General features: G+C 64.5%; 13 protein-coding genes. 11 read left to right on the plus strand and 2 right to left on the minus strand.

Annotated elements, in window-relative coordinates:
• Positions 1-28: 28 nt before the first annotated feature.
• The 3 genes from tesB to HU736_RS18520 are packed head-to-tail and all read left to right on the plus strand — an operon-like array spanning position 29 to position 2,536.
• Complete coding sequence (gene tesB, locus HU736_RS18510; protein ID WP_101322224.1) at positions 29-898, plus strand: acyl-CoA thioesterase II; 870 nt, start codon at positions 29-31, stop codon at positions 896-898.
• The gene (locus HU736_RS18515; protein WP_186701662.1) at positions 895-1,485 is read left to right on the plus strand and encodes an HAD family hydrolase; all 591 of its coding nucleotides are present in this window, start codon (positions 895-897) and stop codon (positions 1,483-1,485) included. The genes tesB and HU736_RS18515 overlap by 4 nt, the downstream gene beginning before the upstream one ends.
• A 40-nt stretch (positions 1,486-1,525) precedes the next feature.
• The gene (locus HU736_RS18520; RefSeq protein WP_103435080.1) at positions 1,526-2,536 is read left to right on the plus strand and encodes a zinc-dependent alcohol dehydrogenase family protein; all 1,011 of its coding nucleotides are present in this window, start codon (positions 1,526-1,528) and stop codon (positions 2,534-2,536) included.
• 6 nt (positions 2,537-2,542) lie between these two features.
• Here HU736_RS18520 and HU736_RS18525 read toward each other — a convergent pair whose 3' ends face one another.
• Positions 2,543-3,256 (minus strand): FadR/GntR family transcriptional regulator, encoded by a 714-nt coding sequence (locus HU736_RS18525; RefSeq protein WP_186701661.1) that lies wholly within the window; start codon positions 3,254-3,256, stop codon positions 2,543-2,545.
• Between the two features lie 326 nt (positions 3,257-3,582).
• Between HU736_RS18525 and HU736_RS18530 the strand changes: the two genes are divergently transcribed.
• Both HU736_RS18530 and gudD read left to right on the plus strand, forming a co-directional pair.
• Complete coding sequence (locus HU736_RS18530; RefSeq protein ID WP_101322220.1) at positions 3,583-4,932, plus strand: MFS transporter; 1,350 nt, start codon at positions 3,583-3,585, stop codon at positions 4,930-4,932.
• A 24-nt stretch (positions 4,933-4,956) separates the two neighbouring features.
• Entirely contained in the window at positions 4,957-6,324 is a 1,368-nt protein-coding gene (gene gudD, locus HU736_RS18535; protein WP_186701671.1) for a glucarate dehydratase, read from the plus strand.
• Between the two features lie 52 nt (positions 6,325-6,376).
• On the opposite strand, the gene HU736_RS18540 is transcribed toward gudD, so the two are convergent.
• Positions 6,377-7,348 carry an IS110 family RNA-guided transposase gene (locus HU736_RS18540; RefSeq protein WP_217862381.1) on the minus strand — a complete coding sequence of 324 codons (972 nt, stop codon included), beginning with the start codon at positions 7,346-7,348 and terminating at the stop codon, positions 6,377-6,379.
• A gap of 693 nt (positions 7,349-8,041) precedes the next feature.
• Here HU736_RS18540 and gabP point away from each other — a divergent pair.
• From gabP to HU736_RS18570, 6 genes are all read left to right on the plus strand, one after another.
• Positions 8,042-9,436 carry a GABA permease gene (gabP, locus tag HU736_RS18545; protein WP_186701316.1) on the plus strand — a complete coding sequence of 465 codons (1,395 nt, stop codon included), beginning with the start codon at positions 8,042-8,044 and terminating at the stop codon, positions 9,434-9,436.
• Between the two features lie 127 nt (positions 9,437-9,563).
• Positions 9,564-10,346: an efflux RND transporter periplasmic adaptor subunit gene (locus HU736_RS18550; RefSeq protein WP_186701315.1), complete on the plus strand. Its 783-nt coding sequence runs from the start codon at positions 9,564-9,566 to the stop codon at positions 10,344-10,346.
• Positions 10,343-11,656: an efflux RND transporter periplasmic adaptor subunit gene (locus HU736_RS18555; protein WP_186701314.1), complete on the plus strand. Its 1,314-nt coding sequence runs from the start codon at positions 10,343-10,345 to the stop codon at positions 11,654-11,656. Before HU736_RS18550 ends, HU736_RS18555 begins: the two co-directional genes overlap by 4 nt.
• Complete coding sequence (locus HU736_RS18560) at positions 11,656-13,749, plus strand: site-2 protease family protein (RefSeq protein ID WP_186701313.1); 2,094 nt, start codon at positions 11,656-11,658, stop codon at positions 13,747-13,749. Before HU736_RS18555 ends, HU736_RS18560 begins: the two co-directional genes overlap by 1 nt.
• A gap of 27 nt (positions 13,750-13,776) precedes the next feature.
• Positions 13,777-14,577 carry an aspartyl/asparaginyl beta-hydroxylase domain-containing protein gene (locus HU736_RS18565; protein ID WP_186701312.1) on the plus strand — a complete coding sequence of 267 codons (801 nt, stop codon included), beginning with the start codon at positions 13,777-13,779 and terminating at the stop codon, positions 14,575-14,577.
• Positions 14,565-15,548 carry a sulfotransferase family protein gene (locus HU736_RS18570; RefSeq protein WP_186701311.1) on the plus strand — a complete coding sequence of 328 codons (984 nt, stop codon included), beginning with the start codon at positions 14,565-14,567 and terminating at the stop codon, positions 15,546-15,548. Before HU736_RS18565 ends, HU736_RS18570 begins: the two co-directional genes overlap by 13 nt.
• Positions 15,549-15,560 lie beyond the last annotated feature (12 nt).

The following is a 15,560-nucleotide window of genomic DNA, read 5'->3' on the forward strand; positions in this document are numbered from 1 at the left end:
CGTGCTGCCTAGCTAGGAGAACACCCCCATGAGCCACGTGTTGGACGACCTGGTCGACCTGTTGAGCCTTGAAGCGATCGAGGAAAACCTGTTCCGTGGCCGCAGCCAGGACCTGGGCTTTCGCCAGTTGTACGGCGGCCAGGTGCTCGGCCAGGCGCTGTCGGCTGCCAGCCAGACAGTCGAAGACGCCCGCCATGTGCATTCGCTGCATGGCTATTTTTTGCGCCCGGGCGATGCCAGCCTGCCGGTGGTGTATTCGGTTGATCGCGTGCGAGACGGTGGCAGCTTCAGCACCCGTCGGGTGACTGCGATCCAGAAAGGCCACACCATCTTTACCTGCAGCGCCTCGTTCCAGTACGACGAAGAAAGCTTCGAGCACCAGGCGCAGATGCCCGATGTGGTCGGCCCGGAAAACCTCCCCAGCGAAGTCGAACTGGCCAGCGCCATGGCCGAGCAATTGCCCGAGCGTATCCGCGACAAGGTGTTGTGTGATCGGCCGATCGAAGTGCGCCCGGTAACCGAGCGCGACCCGTTCAACCCCAAGCCCGGCGACCCGGTCAAATACGCCTGGTTCCGCACCAGCGGCAGCCTGCCGGACGTGCCCGCGCTGCACAAATACCTGCTTGCCTACGCCTCCGACTTCGGCCTGCTGACCACCGCACTGCTGCCCCATGCCAAGTCGGTGTGGCAGAAGGACATGCAGATCGCCAGCCTCGACCACTCGCTGTGGTTCCACCGTGACCTGCGCGCCGATGACTGGCTGCTGTATGCCACCGACAGCCCGTGGGCCGGCAACGCCCGTGGCTTCTGCCGCGGCAGCATCTACAACCGCGCCGGGCAACTGGTTGCCTCGTCGGCCCAGGAAGGCCTGATTCGCCATCGCAAGGACTGGTCATGAGCCTCTCGGCAGTACGCAACTGGGTGTTCGACATGGACGGCACGCTGACCGTGGCGGTGCATGACTTTGCCGCCATCCGGGTAGCGCTGGGCATTCCGCCCGAGGACGATATTCTTACCCATCTGGCCGCCTTGCCTGCTGCTGAGGCCGAAGCCAAACACGCCTGGTTGCTCGAACACGAGCGTGACCTGGCCGTGGCGTCGACTGCCGCAACTGGCGCGGTCGAGCTGGTGCGCGAGCTGGCCGGGCGTGGTTGCCAGTTGGCGATCCTCACCCGCAATGCCCGCGAGCTGGCACACGTCACCCTCGAGGCCATCGGCCTGGCCGATTACTTCGACAAGGAGCTGGTGCTCGGCCGCGACGAAGCCGCGCCCAAACCAAGCCCCGACGGCCTGCTGAAAATCGCCCAGGCCTGGGACGTCGACCCCAGCGAGCTGGTGATGGTCGGCGATTACCGCATCGACCTGGAATGCGGCCGCACCGCGGGCGCACGCACGGTACTGGTCAACCTGCCGGACAACCCCTGGCCAGAGCTGACCGACTGGCACGCCGCCGACTGTCACCAGCTGCAGGCGATGCTCGGCTAAGCTGCACAGCACCCCAATCACTCACATAGGAACAGCTGCCATGACCAGCAAGGCCATCTACGTTCAGCCCGGCGGCGGTTACGCCAACGTCCAGATCGGCACCTGCGAGGCTGCCGCGCCGCAGGCTGGCGAGATCAGCGTGCGCCTGCACGCCAGCTCGCTCAACTACCATGACTTTGCCGTGGTCAGCGGCATGTGGGGGCCGAGCGAGCGGCGCATTCCGATGGCCGATGGCGCTGGGCTAGTGACGGCGGTGGGCGCGGGCGTCACCGAGTTCAAGGTCGGCGATGCGGTGGTCAGCACGTTCTTCCCCGACTGGCTCGACGGCCAGCCGCTGGTCGAGGGTTTTGCCAGCGTGCCTGGCGATGGTATCGATGGCTATGCGCGCCAGCAGGTTACTGCGCGCGCGACCTCGTTTACCCGTGCGCCCAGTGGCTACAGCCATGCCGAGGCCGCTACCCTGACCACGGCTGGGCTGACTGCCTGGCGTGCACTGATGGCCGATGATCAGCTCAAACCAGGTGACAGCGTGCTGGTGCAGGGCACTGGTGGCGTATCCATTTTTGCCCTGCAGTTCGCCAAGCTGGCCGGCGCTACGGTGATTGCTACTTCGTCCAGCGATGCCAAGCTGGAGCGGCTCAAGGCGCTGGGCGCCGATCATGTCATCAACTACCGCAGCACCCCGGCCTGGGGCGAGCAGGTGCGCAAGCTGACCGACAATCGCGGCGTCGATCATGTGATCGAAGTCGGCGGCCCGGCCACCCTTGAGCAGTCGATGATCGCGGCGCGGATTGGCGGGCATATTTCGCTGATCGGTATTCTTACCGGCGTCGCTGGGGAGTTGCCATTGGTGCAGGCGCTGGTGCGGCAGATTCGTCTGCAAGGCGTGCTGGTCGGCAGCCGCGCGCAGCAGCAGGCGATGGTTCGCGCTATCGACGCCAATGGCTTGCGGCCGGTGGTCGACAAGCACTTCGAGCTGGAACAGATCGTCGAGGCGTTCCAGCATCAGGAAAGCAATCGCCACTTCGGCAAGATTTGCCTGACCTTCTAAGGCCCTTCACTCGGGCAGCAAGCGGTCGCGGCTGTTGGACAGGTGCAGGCAGATCGCTGCCCGCGCCGCATCCGGGTCCTGCCGGCGGATGGCATTGAGGATCGCCTCATGTTCCAGGTTGGCCAGGTAGGCATGCCGGGCCAGCTTGGCGCCTGAGCGCTCATCGGCCGCCATGCGGTTGCGCGGGATCAAGCCGCTGCCCAGTTGCGCCATGGTCTCGCTGAAATACAGGTTGCCGGTGGCCTCGGCGATCAGCAGATGAAAGCGCCGGTCTGGTTCGATGCAACTGTCGCCGGCGGCGGCGAGGTCCTGATGATCATCCAGCGCCTGGCGCATGCGCAGCAACTGGCTGTCAGTCCGACGCAGCGCGGCCAACGCCGCAGCCTGGCCTTCCAGACCAATCCGTAATTCCAGCAGATCACGCACGCTGGCTGCGCTTTCGGCGCCGACGCGCAGGCCGCTTTGTGCATGGCGTTCGATAACGAAGGTGCCGATGCCATGGCGCGGCTCTACCAGCCCGGAAGCCTGCAACTTGGATAACGCCTCGCGCACCACGGTGCGGCTGACGGCGTGCTCGCGTACCAGGGTGTTTTCCGAGGGCAGCTTGTCGCCGGGCTTGAAGGTGCCGAGCAGAATCTGCTGGGTCAGGCTCGAGACCAGATCATGGGCGCGGCTGTGGCCACGTTTACGCGGGGGATCGATGGCTTGGGGGGCGGTCATGGGCGGCTCCGCAACGGTTTAGACAAGTGCCAGGGGCGCCCGGCGAGATTAGCATCGGCGCTTGTCTGACAAGTTGAAATTTCAAATTATTTTCGTCGGTATAAATCAAACAGGTGTTGTCGTTGTTTAAACCATATTCATTATTTTTGCCGATTTTATCCACTTTATAAGCTTGTATTTTGCTTTTTGCTGACCGTTCAGCATCTTGTCGTACAACTGCGCGAGGCCTATTCTGGCCTCCACTGGCATGTCAGACAACCAAGCGCGCTGCCCGCCGCCGTGACCGCCATCGACCCGCACAAAAACAATTAGTGGGAGATTCTGCAGTGAATGACACCCTCGCTCCGTCCGCACGGCGTGACGACGTGTTGACCAGCGCCGTGGCCAAGGTCAAACGCCACGTCCTGCCGCTGTTCGTCATCATGTTCATCGTCAATTACCTGGACCGCGTCAATATCGGCTTCGTCCGCCCGCACCTGGAGAGCGACCTCGGCATCAGCGCCGCCGCCTACGGCTTTGGCGCCGGGCTGTTCTTTATCGGCTACGCCTTGTTCGAGGTGCCGTCGAACATGCTGCTGCAGCGCGTCGGCGCCCGTGTGTGGCTGACCCGGATCATGTTCACCTGGGGCCTGGTGGCAACTGCCATGGCCTTCGTCCAGACCGAAACCCAGTTCTATGTGCTGCGCTTTCTGCTTGGTGTGGCCGAGGCGGGGTTCTTTCCGGGGGTGATCTATTACTTCACCCGCTGGTTGCCTGCGGCTGAGCGTGGCAAGGCGATTGCGATCTTCCTCAGTGGTTCGGCGGTTGCCTCGCTGATCTCCGGGCCATTGGCCGGCATGCTCATGCAGATTCAGGGCTTCGGCATGCACGGCTGGCAGTGGATGCTGTTCATCGAAGGCATGGCCTCGGTGTGCCTGACCTTTGTGGTGTGGTTCTGGCTCGACTCCAAACCCCACGACGCCAAGTGGCTGAGCCGTGCCGAGCAGGACGCGCTGGTCGAGACCATCGACCGCGAGCAGCGTGAGCGCGAGGCGAGCGGGGTGGTCAAGACCTCGGCCTGGCGCCTGCTCAAGGACCGGCAGATTCTGCTGTTCTGCGGCATCTACTTCTGCATCCAGCTGACCATTTACGCCGCGACCTTCTGGCTGCCGAGCATCATCAAGCGCATGGGTGATCTGTCCGACATCCAGGTCGGCTTCTTCAACTCGATCCCCTGGCTGATCTCGATCATCGCCATGTATGCCTTTGCCGCCGGCTCTGCCCGCTGGAAGTTCCAGCAAGCGTGGGTCGCCGCAGCGCTGATCATCGCCGCCATCGGCATGTTCATGTCCACCACCGGTGGCCCGGTGTTCGCCTTTGTCGCGGTGTGCTTTGCCGCCATCGGCTTCAAGTCGGCTTCGGCACTGTTCTGGCCGATCCCGCAGGGCTACCTGGATGCGCGCATCGCCGCGGCGGTGATCGCCTTGATCAACTCGGTCGGCAACCTCGGCGGCTTTGTCGCGCCAACCACCTTCGGCTTGCTCGAGCAGCACACCGGCTCGATCCAGGGCGGCCTGTATGGGCTGGCGGTGACCTCGGTACTGGCGGCGATTGTGGTGTTCTTCGTTCGCACCGGCCCCAAGGCCAACACGCCCAATGACCTCAAACCGCAGTCGGCCCTGAGCCAGACCCACTGACCCGGCAGGAAAACAATAATGACTATGCATAACCCAGCAGACACCTTGAGCGTCACCCAGGCTCACAATGGCACCCCCGTGGTCACCGATTTGCGCGTGGTGCCGGTAGCCGGCCACGACAGCATGCTGCTCAACCTCAGCGGCGCCCATGGCCCGTATTTCACGCGCAATATCGTCGTCCTGCGCGACAGCGCCGGCAACACCGGCGTGGGCGAAGTACCTGGTGGCGAAACCATCCGCCAGACCCTCGAAGACGCCCGCAGCCTGGTAGTCGGCCAGCCCATCGGCCATTACCAGCGCGTGCTCAACGCCATGCGCCAGAACTTTGCCGGGCGCGACGTCGGCGGTCGCGGCCTGCAAACCTTCGACCTGCGCATTACCGTACACGCGGTGACGGCCATCGAGTCAGCGCTGCTCGACCTGCTCGGCCAGCACCTCAGCGTGCCCATCGCCGCCTTGCTCGGTGAAGGCCAGCAGCGCGATGCGGTGAAGATGCTCGGCTACCTGTTCTACATCGGCGACCGCCAGCAGACCGATCTGGCCTACCGTAACGAAGACGATGCCGATGATGACTGGCTGCGCCTGCGCCATGAAAAGGCCATGACCCCAGAAACGATCGTACGCCTGGCCGAAGCCGCCAAGGCCCGCTACGGCTTCAGCGACTTCAAGCTCAAGGGCGGCGTGCTGCGGGGTGAGGACGAGATCGAAGCGGTTACCGCCCTGGCCGAACGCTTCCCGGAAGCGCGCATCACCCTCGACCCCAACGGCGCCTGGTCACTCAAGGAAGCGATTGCCCTGTGCCGTGACCAGCACCATGTGCTGGCCTACGCCGAAGACCCTTGCGGTGCCGAAAACGGTTACTCCGGGCGTGAGGTGATGGCCGAGTTCCGCCGCGCCACCGGGCTGCCGACCGCGACCAACATGATCGCCACCGACTGGCGGCAGATGGGCCATGCGATCCAGCTGCAGTCGGTGGATATCCCGCTGGCCGATCCGCACTTCTGGACCATGCAAGGCTCAGTGCGCGTTGCGCAGATGTGCCATGACTGGGGCCTGACCTGGGGTTCGCATTCGAACAACCACTTTGATATTTCCCTGGCGATGTTCACCCAGGTGGCGGCCGCGGCGCCGGGCGAGATCACGGCGATCGACACGCATTGGATCTGGCAGGACGGCCAGCGTTTGACCCGTGAGCCGCTGCGCATTGTCGATGGCCATGTGCGCGTGCCGGCGCGTCCTGGCCTGGGCGTCGAGCTGGATGAAGATCAGTTGGCCAAGGCGCACGAGTGCTACCGCACTATGGGGCTGGGGGCGCGCGACGATGGCGTGGCCATGCAGTACCTGATCCCGGGGTGGAAATTCGATAACAAGCGGCCTTGCCTGGTGCGCTAGAAGACCGTGTAGCATCCGGGCGACGCGGCTTTTGTAGATACCGTCTTGACCCTCACCCCGCAAGGGCGATTTGGGGGTCAAACGGTTTGCCCGACTTCACCACCCCGTAAACCAGATGCAGCAGCTTGCGCATTGCCGCACACACGATCTGCTTGTAGGCCTTGTGCCGGCTGCTCAAACGCTCTGCCAGTGCCTTTACGACTGGGTTATGCCTGATCGAGACGGTGCCCGACATCCACAGGCCCGCTCGCAACCTTGAGGCGCCTGTGCGCGAAATGGTGCTCTGGCCTGTGAACTCGCCCGACTGTTGCATCACGGGGTTCAGGCCTGAGAAGGCGACAATTGCAGATGGGCTTTGGTATTTCAGGGGATCGCCCAGCTCGGCCAACAGCAACGCGGCGGTGGTCTCGCCCAGACCGTCGATCGAGGTAATCAGGTCGCGCCGCCCGCGCAGATCTGGATCGTCATCGATCGTCTGCTCAATGGCTTTTCTGGTCTTTTCCAGCTCTTTGATGATGTGCCCGATCACGTCTTGAATCGATTGCTTCACCGCATCTTGTGCGACATCCAAGCGATTCTGCTCCATCTGGCGCATTTCCTTGAGGTCGTCCAGTCGGCGCACCAGAGCACGCAAGCGGCGCTGTGCTGGCGGCTCAGGCTCCCACTGGCGAAGCGAGTCGGCGTTCTGTTGGCTGTAGGCAGCAATTACCTTCGCGTCAGCCCTATCGGTTTTGACGCGGCGAAGCTCCACATCAGCGAATTTCGCAATCACCGCCGGGTTCAGAATGCACACCCGATAGCCTTGGTCGTGGCAGTGCTCGGCAAGCGCTTCGTGATAGGTGCCCGTGGCCTCCATGACAATCCAGGTTCCGGGTCCTGCGTGACGCTCAAGCCAGTCGCTGAACTGGGCAAACCCTGCGGAATCATTGGGAAGCTTTGCCTTGGTGCGCTTCTTCCCGTTGGTCAACGTGGTGGCAATGTCGAAAGATCTTTTGGCAACATCAACGCCAACAAAAATGGACATGATCCTCTCCTTCAAACTACGAAAGTCGATCACCCAGCACTCTGTTCTACCTTGTGAATGCGTGCTCACGCCGGAGGCGGGCACTAGATACCGTTCGGACTTGTCGAGTGGGGTTGGAAGGTCAGAGCACCATCTACAATGCGGGCTCGATGCCCTAGGAGCGGCTCGGCTTCATGACCTTCCCTCGATGATCAGTCGAGAACTTTCGCTTCTTTGGAAGCGAAAGTCGAGATACAAGGAGCGGCCTTGTGTCGCGAAAGGCCCGCAAAGCGGGCCCGGCGATATCGGCGGCGAAGCCAGATCTGGGCCCGCTACGCAGGCCTTTCGCGACACAAGGCCGCTCCTACACAGACCGCGCATCATCGGCAAACCACGGCTGTACCCGACAGAAAGCCCTGTCCGTTGCTACCCCTCCAGCCGCCCATGGCGCAATCAGATATGCCATTCACGACATCTGCCGCGATTCGACATCGGCTGTCGTGATCGCGCACCTGCGAGGCGGTCTCGCATAATTTCCAGCCGCTCTGGCCCGGTTAAATGGATGTGCATTCGAGCTGGCGCGCTGCTCTGCAAAGCGTGTAAAACATCCCGCCAAGAGCACACACAATGTGCCTACCCCCTTGTATTCGAAGGAGATTATTTCGCCTACGCCTGCCCGTCCTTCCTTGTGTCAGCAAAAAGAGAACAAGATCAATGAACACCGTGGGATCTGATGGAAGTAACCTCGCGCAAGGGTTCAAACCCCGTCACGTAACGATGCTGTCCATCGCGGGCATTATCGGAGCGGGGCTCTTCGTCGGCTCCGGTCACGCCATTGCGGCGGCCGGCCCGGCCACCATAATTTCTTATTTCGTCGCCGGCACCCTGGTCGTGCTGGTGATGCGCATGCTCGGCGAAATGGCCGTTGCGCACCCCGATACCGGCTCCTTTTCAACCTACGCCGACCAGGCCATCGGCCGCTGGGCCGGCTACACCATCGGCTGGCTGTACTGGTGGTTCTGGGTGCTGGTAATCCCCATCGAGGCCCTTGCCGCAGGGCATGTTCTCAACGCCTGGTTCCCACAGGTGGACAGTTGGATCTTTGCCCTGGCCTCGATCATTCTGCTGGCCGGCACCAACCTGTTCAGCGTGGCCAAGTACGGCGAGTTCGAGTTCTGGTTCGCTATCCTCAAGGTCGTGGCCATTCTCGGCTTTATCGGGCTGGGCTTTGCTGCGTTGCTGGGCTGGCTGCCCAACCGCGAAGTCAGCGGCCTTAGCACGCTGGTCGACGAGTACGGCGGCTTCGCACCAAAAGGCTGGTCGGCCGTGATCGGCGCGTTCATCACCGTGATGTTCAGCTTTATCGGCACCGAGGCGGTGACCATCGCCGCCTCCGAGTCCAGCGACCCATCGCGCAACATCGCCAAGGCCACCCGCTCGGTGATCTGGCGGATCAGCACCTTCTATATCCTGTCGATCTTCGTGATCATCTCGATCGTGCCGTGGAATGACCCGCAGCTGGCCGTGGTTGGCTCGTACCAGCGGGCGCTGGAAATCATGAACATCCCCAACGCTGCGTTCATGGTCGACTTCGTGGTGCTGGTCGCCGTGGCCAGTTGCATGAACTCGTCGATCTACATCGCCTCACGGATGATGTATTCGCTGGCCAAACGCGGCGACGCCCCGGCCCTGCTGAAAAACACCTCCAAGGTCGGCGTACCGCGTGCTGCGGTGTTCGGTAGCACGCTGATCGGCGCAGCGATCGCCATCCTCAACTACTTCGCCCCGGCCGGCGTGTTCGAGTTTCTGCTGGCCAGTTCCGGCGCCATCGCGCTGCTGGTGTACATGGTCATCGCCATCTCGCAGCTGCGCATGCGCCGCCGCCTGGAGCGGGAGAACACCGAGCTCAAGTTCCGCATGTGGCTGTTCCCGTACCTGACCTGGCTGGTGATCATCTTCATCGCTGCGGCGTTGAGCGTGATGATGTATACCCCCGAGCACCGCGCCGAAGTCTCGGCCACCCTGGGCTTGGCGATCATCATCTCGTTCCTCGGCATCATCACCACCCGTGGTCATGCGCAGGCGGTAGGGGCGCGTTCGCTGGGCTGATGACCGGCGTATTCGAGGCAGTTGCTGCGGGGTGATGAAAGGCGCAACAAGTCGGTGGCAGTGATGTATCCGTGCCATCACTTTTTTCGTACACTCCGCGCACTGAGTTCGCAACGGAGTGCGCAAGATGCGTCGTGGTGCCGGGTTGGCCGTGGTGATGAGTCTGTTTTACCTGTCGCCGACGTTCGCCAGTGAACCTGCTGGCGATCCGTTGCTGGATGCGCCGCAGGCCTCGGCGCAAGCGCCCACGCAGAGCGCCCGTGGCGTGCTCAGGGCGCGCGACCAGGCGGTGCTGTCGAGCGAACTGGCTGGGCGCATCGTCGAGATGCCTTACGGCGACGGTGAAGCATTCCAGAAGGGCAGTGTGCTGGCGCGCTTCGATTGCAGCGCCTATCAGGCCCAGCTCAATGCCGCTCAGGCCGCCGTGCGCGCCGCCCGCGAAGAACTCAATCACAACAAGCAACTGGCCGCGCTGAAGTCGGTCGGCCAGTTTGCCGTGTCGTTGGCCGAAGCCAAGCAAGCGCAGGCGCAGGCCGAGGCGCAGGTCTACCAGGTGCAGGTCAAACGTTGCGTGATCACCGCGCCGTTCGATGGCCGGGTAGTGCAGCGCCGCGCCCAGCCGCACGAAAGCGTCGCCAGCGGCACGCCGCTACTGGAAGTGGTCGACAACCGCTCGCTGGAAATTCAGTTGTTGGTGCCTTCGCGCTGGCTCGGCCGGCTCAAGCCTGGGCAAGCCTTTGAATTCGTCCCGGATGAAACCGGCCAGCCACTGCAGGCTCAGGTCAAGCGGGTTGGCGCGCGCATCGATGAAGGCAGCCAGACCTTGCTGCTGATCGGCACGTTGCCGCAACAAGCCCCCGGGTTGCTGGCAGGCATGAGCGGTTCGGCGCACTTCGCGGAGCTGCAATGACCGCGGCGGCGGGCGGCGCTGTCGAGCGCGCGTTCGCTGTATTTCTCGGCTTGCAGCGCCAGGCCCGGCAGGCGGCCACGGCCGAGCAGCTGGGCTTCACCATGGTCAACGATGGCCAGGCCTTGTTTGGTTTTCGCCATGCCGCGCTGTTGATCGCGGGCAAGGTGCAGGCGCTGACCGGCATCAGCGTGGTCGAGGCCAATGCGCCGTTCGTGGCGTTCGTCGAGCGCGCTGCCGCCCGCTTGCACAGCCGGGGCGCCGAGGCCGGGCCGGTCGATCCCACCGAGCTGGACGAGCAGACCGTCGGCGAGTGGCAGGCGCTGTCAGCCGCCCACGCCTGCTGGTTACCGCTGAACGACCGCGAGGGGGAAACCTTCGGTGGCCTGTGGCTGGCCCGCGAGCAGTCCTTCAGCGAGGCCGAGCTGACCTTGCTCGGGCAACTGGCCGAGACATACGCGCATGCCTGGTTGGCGTTGCGCCCGGGCAAGCCGTGGCGGCTGCGCTGGCCACGGCGGCGCATTGCCATGGTGCTTGGCGCAGCTTTGCTGATGCTACTGGTACCGGTGCGCCAGGCCGTGCTGGCCCCCGCTGAAGTGGTGCCGTTGGGCGGCCGTGTGGTGGCCGCGCCGCTGGATGGGGTGGTGGCCGAGATCCGGGTCAAGCCCAACCAGCGGGTGGAGGCGGGCGAGCTGTTGGTGCGGCTCGACGCTACCACCCTCAAGGCCCAGGCCGATGTCGCCGAGCGCTCGCTGGGCGTGGCCGAGGCTGAACTCAAGGCCAGCACCCAGCGTGCGTTCTCCGATGCGCAGTCCAATGCCCGCCTCGATCTGCTCGCCGCGCGGGTAGAGCAGAAACGCGCCGAGCTCGACTATGCCCGGCAGCTGCTGGCGCGCAGCGAGATTCGCGCCGAACGCGCCGGCATTGCAGTATTTGCCGATGCCGAGCGCTGGACCGGCAAACCGGTGCAGACCGGTGAGCGATTGATGCAAATTGCCGACCCCAACCAGGCACAACTGCGCATGGAGCTACCGGTGGGCGATGCCATCGCCTTGCAGCCCGGCGCCGAAGTGGCGTTGTTTCTCGACAGCGACCCGTTGCAGCGCCACGTCGCGAGCCTTGAACGTGCAGCCTATGAAGCGCAACTGACGGCCGCCGGGCAACTGGCCTACCGCCTGGACGCCAGCTTTACCGAGCCGCCGCCGCGAATCGGCTTGCGCGGCACCGCCAAGCTTTACGGCGCGCGGGCGCCGCTGGTGTATTACCTGCTGCGTAAGCCGTTGGCGGCGCTGCGCCAAGGGCTGGGCGTGTAATGCTGCCGGCGCTGCGGGCTGACCTGCACTTGTCTCCGGCTGCTGCGGCATTCGATGGCGCCCCGCAATGGACCCTGGCCGACCCGTTGCGCGGGCGCTACTTCAAATTGGGTGGCTCGGCGGTGCGGCTGCTGCGGCACTGGGCGCTGGGTGATCCAGAACAGGTGCTGGCGGCGGCCAACGCCGAACCCGGCGTACCGCTGCAGGACACCGTGCTGGAAGAGTTGCTGACGTTTCTCAGCCAGCACGACCTGATCGCCGCGCTCGACCCGCGCCAGCGCGCCAGCTATGGCCTCAAGGCGGCCGGCAGCCGGCAGAGCCTGGGCACCCGGGTGCTGCATCAGTACCTGTTTTTCCGCATCCCACTGTGGCGCCCGGATGCCTTTCTCAACCGCGCCTGGCCAGTGCTTGAGCGCAACGGCGGCTGGATCCTGCGCTATTGCCTGCCGCTGTTGTTCATCCTCGGCCTGTTTCTGGTGATGCGTGACTGGTCGCGGTTTATCGCGACCTTCCCGCACCTGTTCAGCTTTGGCGGCGTACTGGCGTTTGGCGTGGCGCTGACGTTCGCCAAGCTGCTGCATGAATTCGGTCACGCATTCATGGCCAAGCGCGCCGGCTGCCGGGTGCAGAGCATGGGCCTGGCGTTCATGGTGCTGTTGCCGATGTTCTATACCGATGTCAGCGATGCCTGGCGAGTCAGTGACCGCCGCTCGCGGCTGCTGATCGATGCCGGCGGGGTGTTCGCCGAGCTGGTGCTGGCGGTACTGGCCCTGCTGGCCTGGTCACTGCTGCCGGACGGGCCGGCGCGTACGGCGGCTTTCATGCTGGCGACGGCCACCTGGGTAACCACCTTGCTGATCAACCTGAACCCGTTCATGCGCTTTGATGGTTACTTCCTGGTCAGCGACCTGTGGGGTGTGGAGAACTTGCAGAACCGCTCGTTCGCCTTGTGCCGCTGGCACCTGCGCGAGGCCCTGTTCGGCTACGGCGACCCAGCGCCGGAGCCTTGGCCAGCGCTGATGCGCCGACGTTTGTTGGTATGGGGCTACTGCTCATGGGTCTGGCGCGCGGTGCTGTTTTTTGGCATCGCGCTGGCGGTCTACCACCTGTTCTTCAAGGTGCTGGGAGTGTTTTTGATGGTGGTGGAGCTGGTCTGGTTCATCGGCCTGCCGGTGTACAAAGAGCTGTGCCACTGGTGGCAGCGGCGGGCACAGGCGAACCCGCACAAGCTGTTCTGGCTCGGCGCTGGCGTGCTGCTGGTGCTGGCGGTGCTGTTGTTGCCGTGGCGCACCGCGGTCGAGGTGCCGGCGCTGCTCGAGGCCTCGCGCACGTCGGACTTGCACGCGCCGGTCGCGGCCCGCCTGAAGGCGCTGCATGTGCAGGATGCGCAGGTGGTCAGCCAGGGTCAGTTGCTGCTGGAACTGGACTCGCCCGACCTGGATTCGCGGCAGCTGATCGTGCGCCGTGAGATCGAGATTCTGCAGTTGCTGTCACGCCGACAGGCAAGCCGCAGCGAAACCGCCGGTGATGCGGGCATTCTGGAGCAGCAGTTGGCCGAGGCCGTCGCCGAGTACCGCGGCCTGGCGGCCCAGCGCGAGCGCCTGCAGATCCGCGCCCCGCAAGCGGGGGTAATGCGCGACCTGCCGCCTGAGTTGACGCCCGGGCTGTGGCTCAGCCCGAGCCAGACCCTCGGCCGAATCGTCGAGCCTGGCGTGCGCTTGCGGGGTTATCTGGCCGAAGCCTCGCTGTGGCGGGTCGCGCCTGGCAGCCATGGGCGCTTCATCGCCGATGATCCGGCGCGGACGGCAGTCGAGGTGCGTCTGGACACAATCGACGCCACTGGCGTTAGGTATGTCGAGCTTGAAGCGCTGACCTCCGATCATCACGGCCCGATTGCCGTGCGCCGCGACGCTCAGCACCGCGCCGAGCCGGTCCAGGCCCAATATGGCGTGCGCCTGAGCCCGCTGAGTGACATAGCGGAAGTCGACCAGCCACGGCGCGGCGTGGTGGTGCTGGAGGGCGCTGGCGAGTCGTTGCTCGGTGGCCTGTGGCGACGTCTGGCAGCGCTGGGCGTGCGCGAAAGCGGTTTCTAGAGTTGTGCTCAACGGTAAGGAGTGACCATGCCTGAAGTCCCGCTGCCCCTGTGTTCGCGGTTGCCGCTGGCGGTAGATCTGGCGGCGCTGTTGCAGGCCCTGGCGCGAGTCGACAGTGGCCTCTGGCGAGGCCACTTCAACACCGCTTATCACCAGGGCGACTGGAGTGGCATCGACCTGATCGCCGCCGCCGATGCGCACCTGCCGCTGGCGCCCGGTGCCGGTGCGCCGGTGCAGCAGCAGACCTGGCAGCACGAGCCCGCCTGGCATAGCCTGCGCGAAAGCCTGGGCAGTGATTTGCGCGCGGCGCGGTTGCTGCGCCTGGGGCCGGGCGCGCGGATTCATGAGCACCGCGACCCCGACCTCGGGCGCCCGGGCGGCTGCCTGCGCCTGCACGTGCCGTTGCTCAGCCCGGCCGGGGTGGAGTTTCTGGTGGATGACCAGCAGGTGCCGATGCAGCCTGGTGAATGCTGGTTCCTCGACCTGTCGCGGCCGCATCGGGTCGACAACTGCAGCGAGGCCGAGCGGATCAATCTGGTCCTCGACTGCGAGCCAACGCCGGCCTTGCTCAGCCTGATCGAGCAAGGCCTTGAGCAAACTCCGCAGTTGCAGGCGAGTCGCGCCGGGCAAGCCTTTGCCCAGTTCAGGCTGTTGCTGACGGCGCGGCCCGAGCTGGCCGCGAGCCTGCAGGCGCTGACCGAGCCGCAGGCATTCATCGAGCACACCCGGCAGATGGGCGCCGCAGCGGGCCTGTATTTCGCCGAGGCAGACGTGCGCAGCGCGATGCGCCAAGGCAAACAAGCATGGAACGACCAATGGCGAGTGTGACCCCCGAGCTGGATTTTACCGGCTGGCTGCCGATCCGCAGTTGGCAGCGCGCTGGCGAGTGGCGGGTTGACTGGTGCTGGTTTGGCCAGCAGCGCCTGACCAGGCCGTTTCTGCGGGACGACGTCGATGCCGCGCTGCGCCTGCCGTTCAACCAGGCGTTTCGCCGCGAAACCGGCCTCCAGGCGTTGCTCGACTGGCAGCAGCGCTGCCCGGGCATCGGTCCCAGCGCGCTGGTGTTTCATGCCTCGCGGTGTGGCTCGACGCTGATCGCACAACTGCTGGCGGGGCTTGAGCGCAACATCGTGCTGTCCGAGCCGCCACCGCTGGACAACCTGCTGCGCGCGCATCTTGTGGATGCCGGCGCCAGCGCCTGGCAGCCGCGCGCGGTGTCGGCGTTGTTGTCTGCCTATGGCCAGCGCCGCCGGGGCGACGAGCAGCAGTTGCTGATCAAGCTGGATGCCTGGAATGTGTTCGAGGGCGCGCAACTGTGCACGTTGTACCCAGACACGCCACGGATTTTTCTCTACCGCGACCCCTTGGAAATCGTCGTTTCGCAGATGCGTCAGGCCGGCATGCAGCGGGTGCCAGGCCTGCTCGGCGTGACCGTGCTGGATCAACTGCTACCGGACGCAGCGGGCATGGACCCGCTGCAGTACACCTGCCGGATGATCGCCGAAGTGCTGCGCGCGGGCCTTGAGCTGTGCCAGCGCCACGGTGCGGTCGCGGTCAACTACAACGAGCTGCCGCACGCCTGTTGGGGGCGACTCGCGCCGCTGTTCGCGGTCACTGCCGAGGACCACGCGCAGTTGCAGCAGACTGCCGCATTCGATGCCAAGCAGCCGTACATGGCCTTCGCGGCGGACAGCCAGCGCAAGCGGGATGACGCCAGCCCCGAGGTACGTCAGGCGGTCACTCGCTGGGCCGCTGATGCGTATATTTCCTTGGAATCCATTCGCTTGCAGCGCAGCTGAAGCAAGGTGTCA

This window comes from Pseudomonas shirazensis (genome assembly GCF_014268785.2).
GTDB lineage: Bacteria > Pseudomonadota > Gammaproteobacteria > Pseudomonadales > Pseudomonadaceae > Aquipseudomonas > Aquipseudomonas shirazensis.

Coding starts and splice junctions, on each gene's coding strand:
- HU736_RS18515 (WP_186701662.1), top strand. CDS start 895: ATGAGCCTCTCGGCAGTACGCAACTGGGTGTTCGACATGGACGGCACG.
- HU736_RS18555 (WP_186701314.1), top strand. CDS start 10,343: ATGACCGCGGCGGCGGGCGGCGCTGTCGAGCGCGCGTTCGCTGTATTT.
- HU736_RS18565 (WP_186701312.1), top strand. CDS start 13,777: ATGCCTGAAGTCCCGCTGCCCCTGTGTTCGCGGTTGCCGCTGGCGGTA.
- HU736_RS18525 (WP_186701661.1), bottom strand. CDS start 3,256: ATGACCGCCCCCCAAGCCATCGATCCCCCGCGTAAACGTGGCCACAGC.
- HU736_RS18550 (WP_186701315.1), top strand. CDS start 9,564: ATGCGTCGTGGTGCCGGGTTGGCCGTGGTGATGAGTCTGTTTTACCTG.
- HU736_RS18540 (WP_217862381.1), bottom strand. CDS start 7,348: ATGTCCATTTTTGTTGGCGTTGATGTTGCCAAAAGATCTTTCGACATT.
- gabP (WP_186701316.1), top strand. CDS start 8,042: ATGAACACCGTGGGATCTGATGGAAGTAACCTCGCGCAAGGGTTCAAA.
- HU736_RS18560 (WP_186701313.1), top strand. CDS start 11,656: ATGCTGCCGGCGCTGCGGGCTGACCTGCACTTGTCTCCGGCTGCTGCG.
- gudD (WP_186701671.1), top strand. CDS start 4,957: ATGCATAACCCAGCAGACACCTTGAGCGTCACCCAGGCTCACAATGGC.
- tesB (WP_101322224.1), top strand. CDS start 29: ATGAGCCACGTGTTGGACGACCTGGTCGACCTGTTGAGCCTTGAAGCG.
- HU736_RS18520 (WP_103435080.1), top strand. CDS start 1,526: ATGACCAGCAAGGCCATCTACGTTCAGCCCGGCGGCGGTTACGCCAAC.
- HU736_RS18570 (WP_186701311.1), top strand. CDS start 14,565: ATGGCGAGTGTGACCCCCGAGCTGGATTTTACCGGCTGGCTGCCGATC.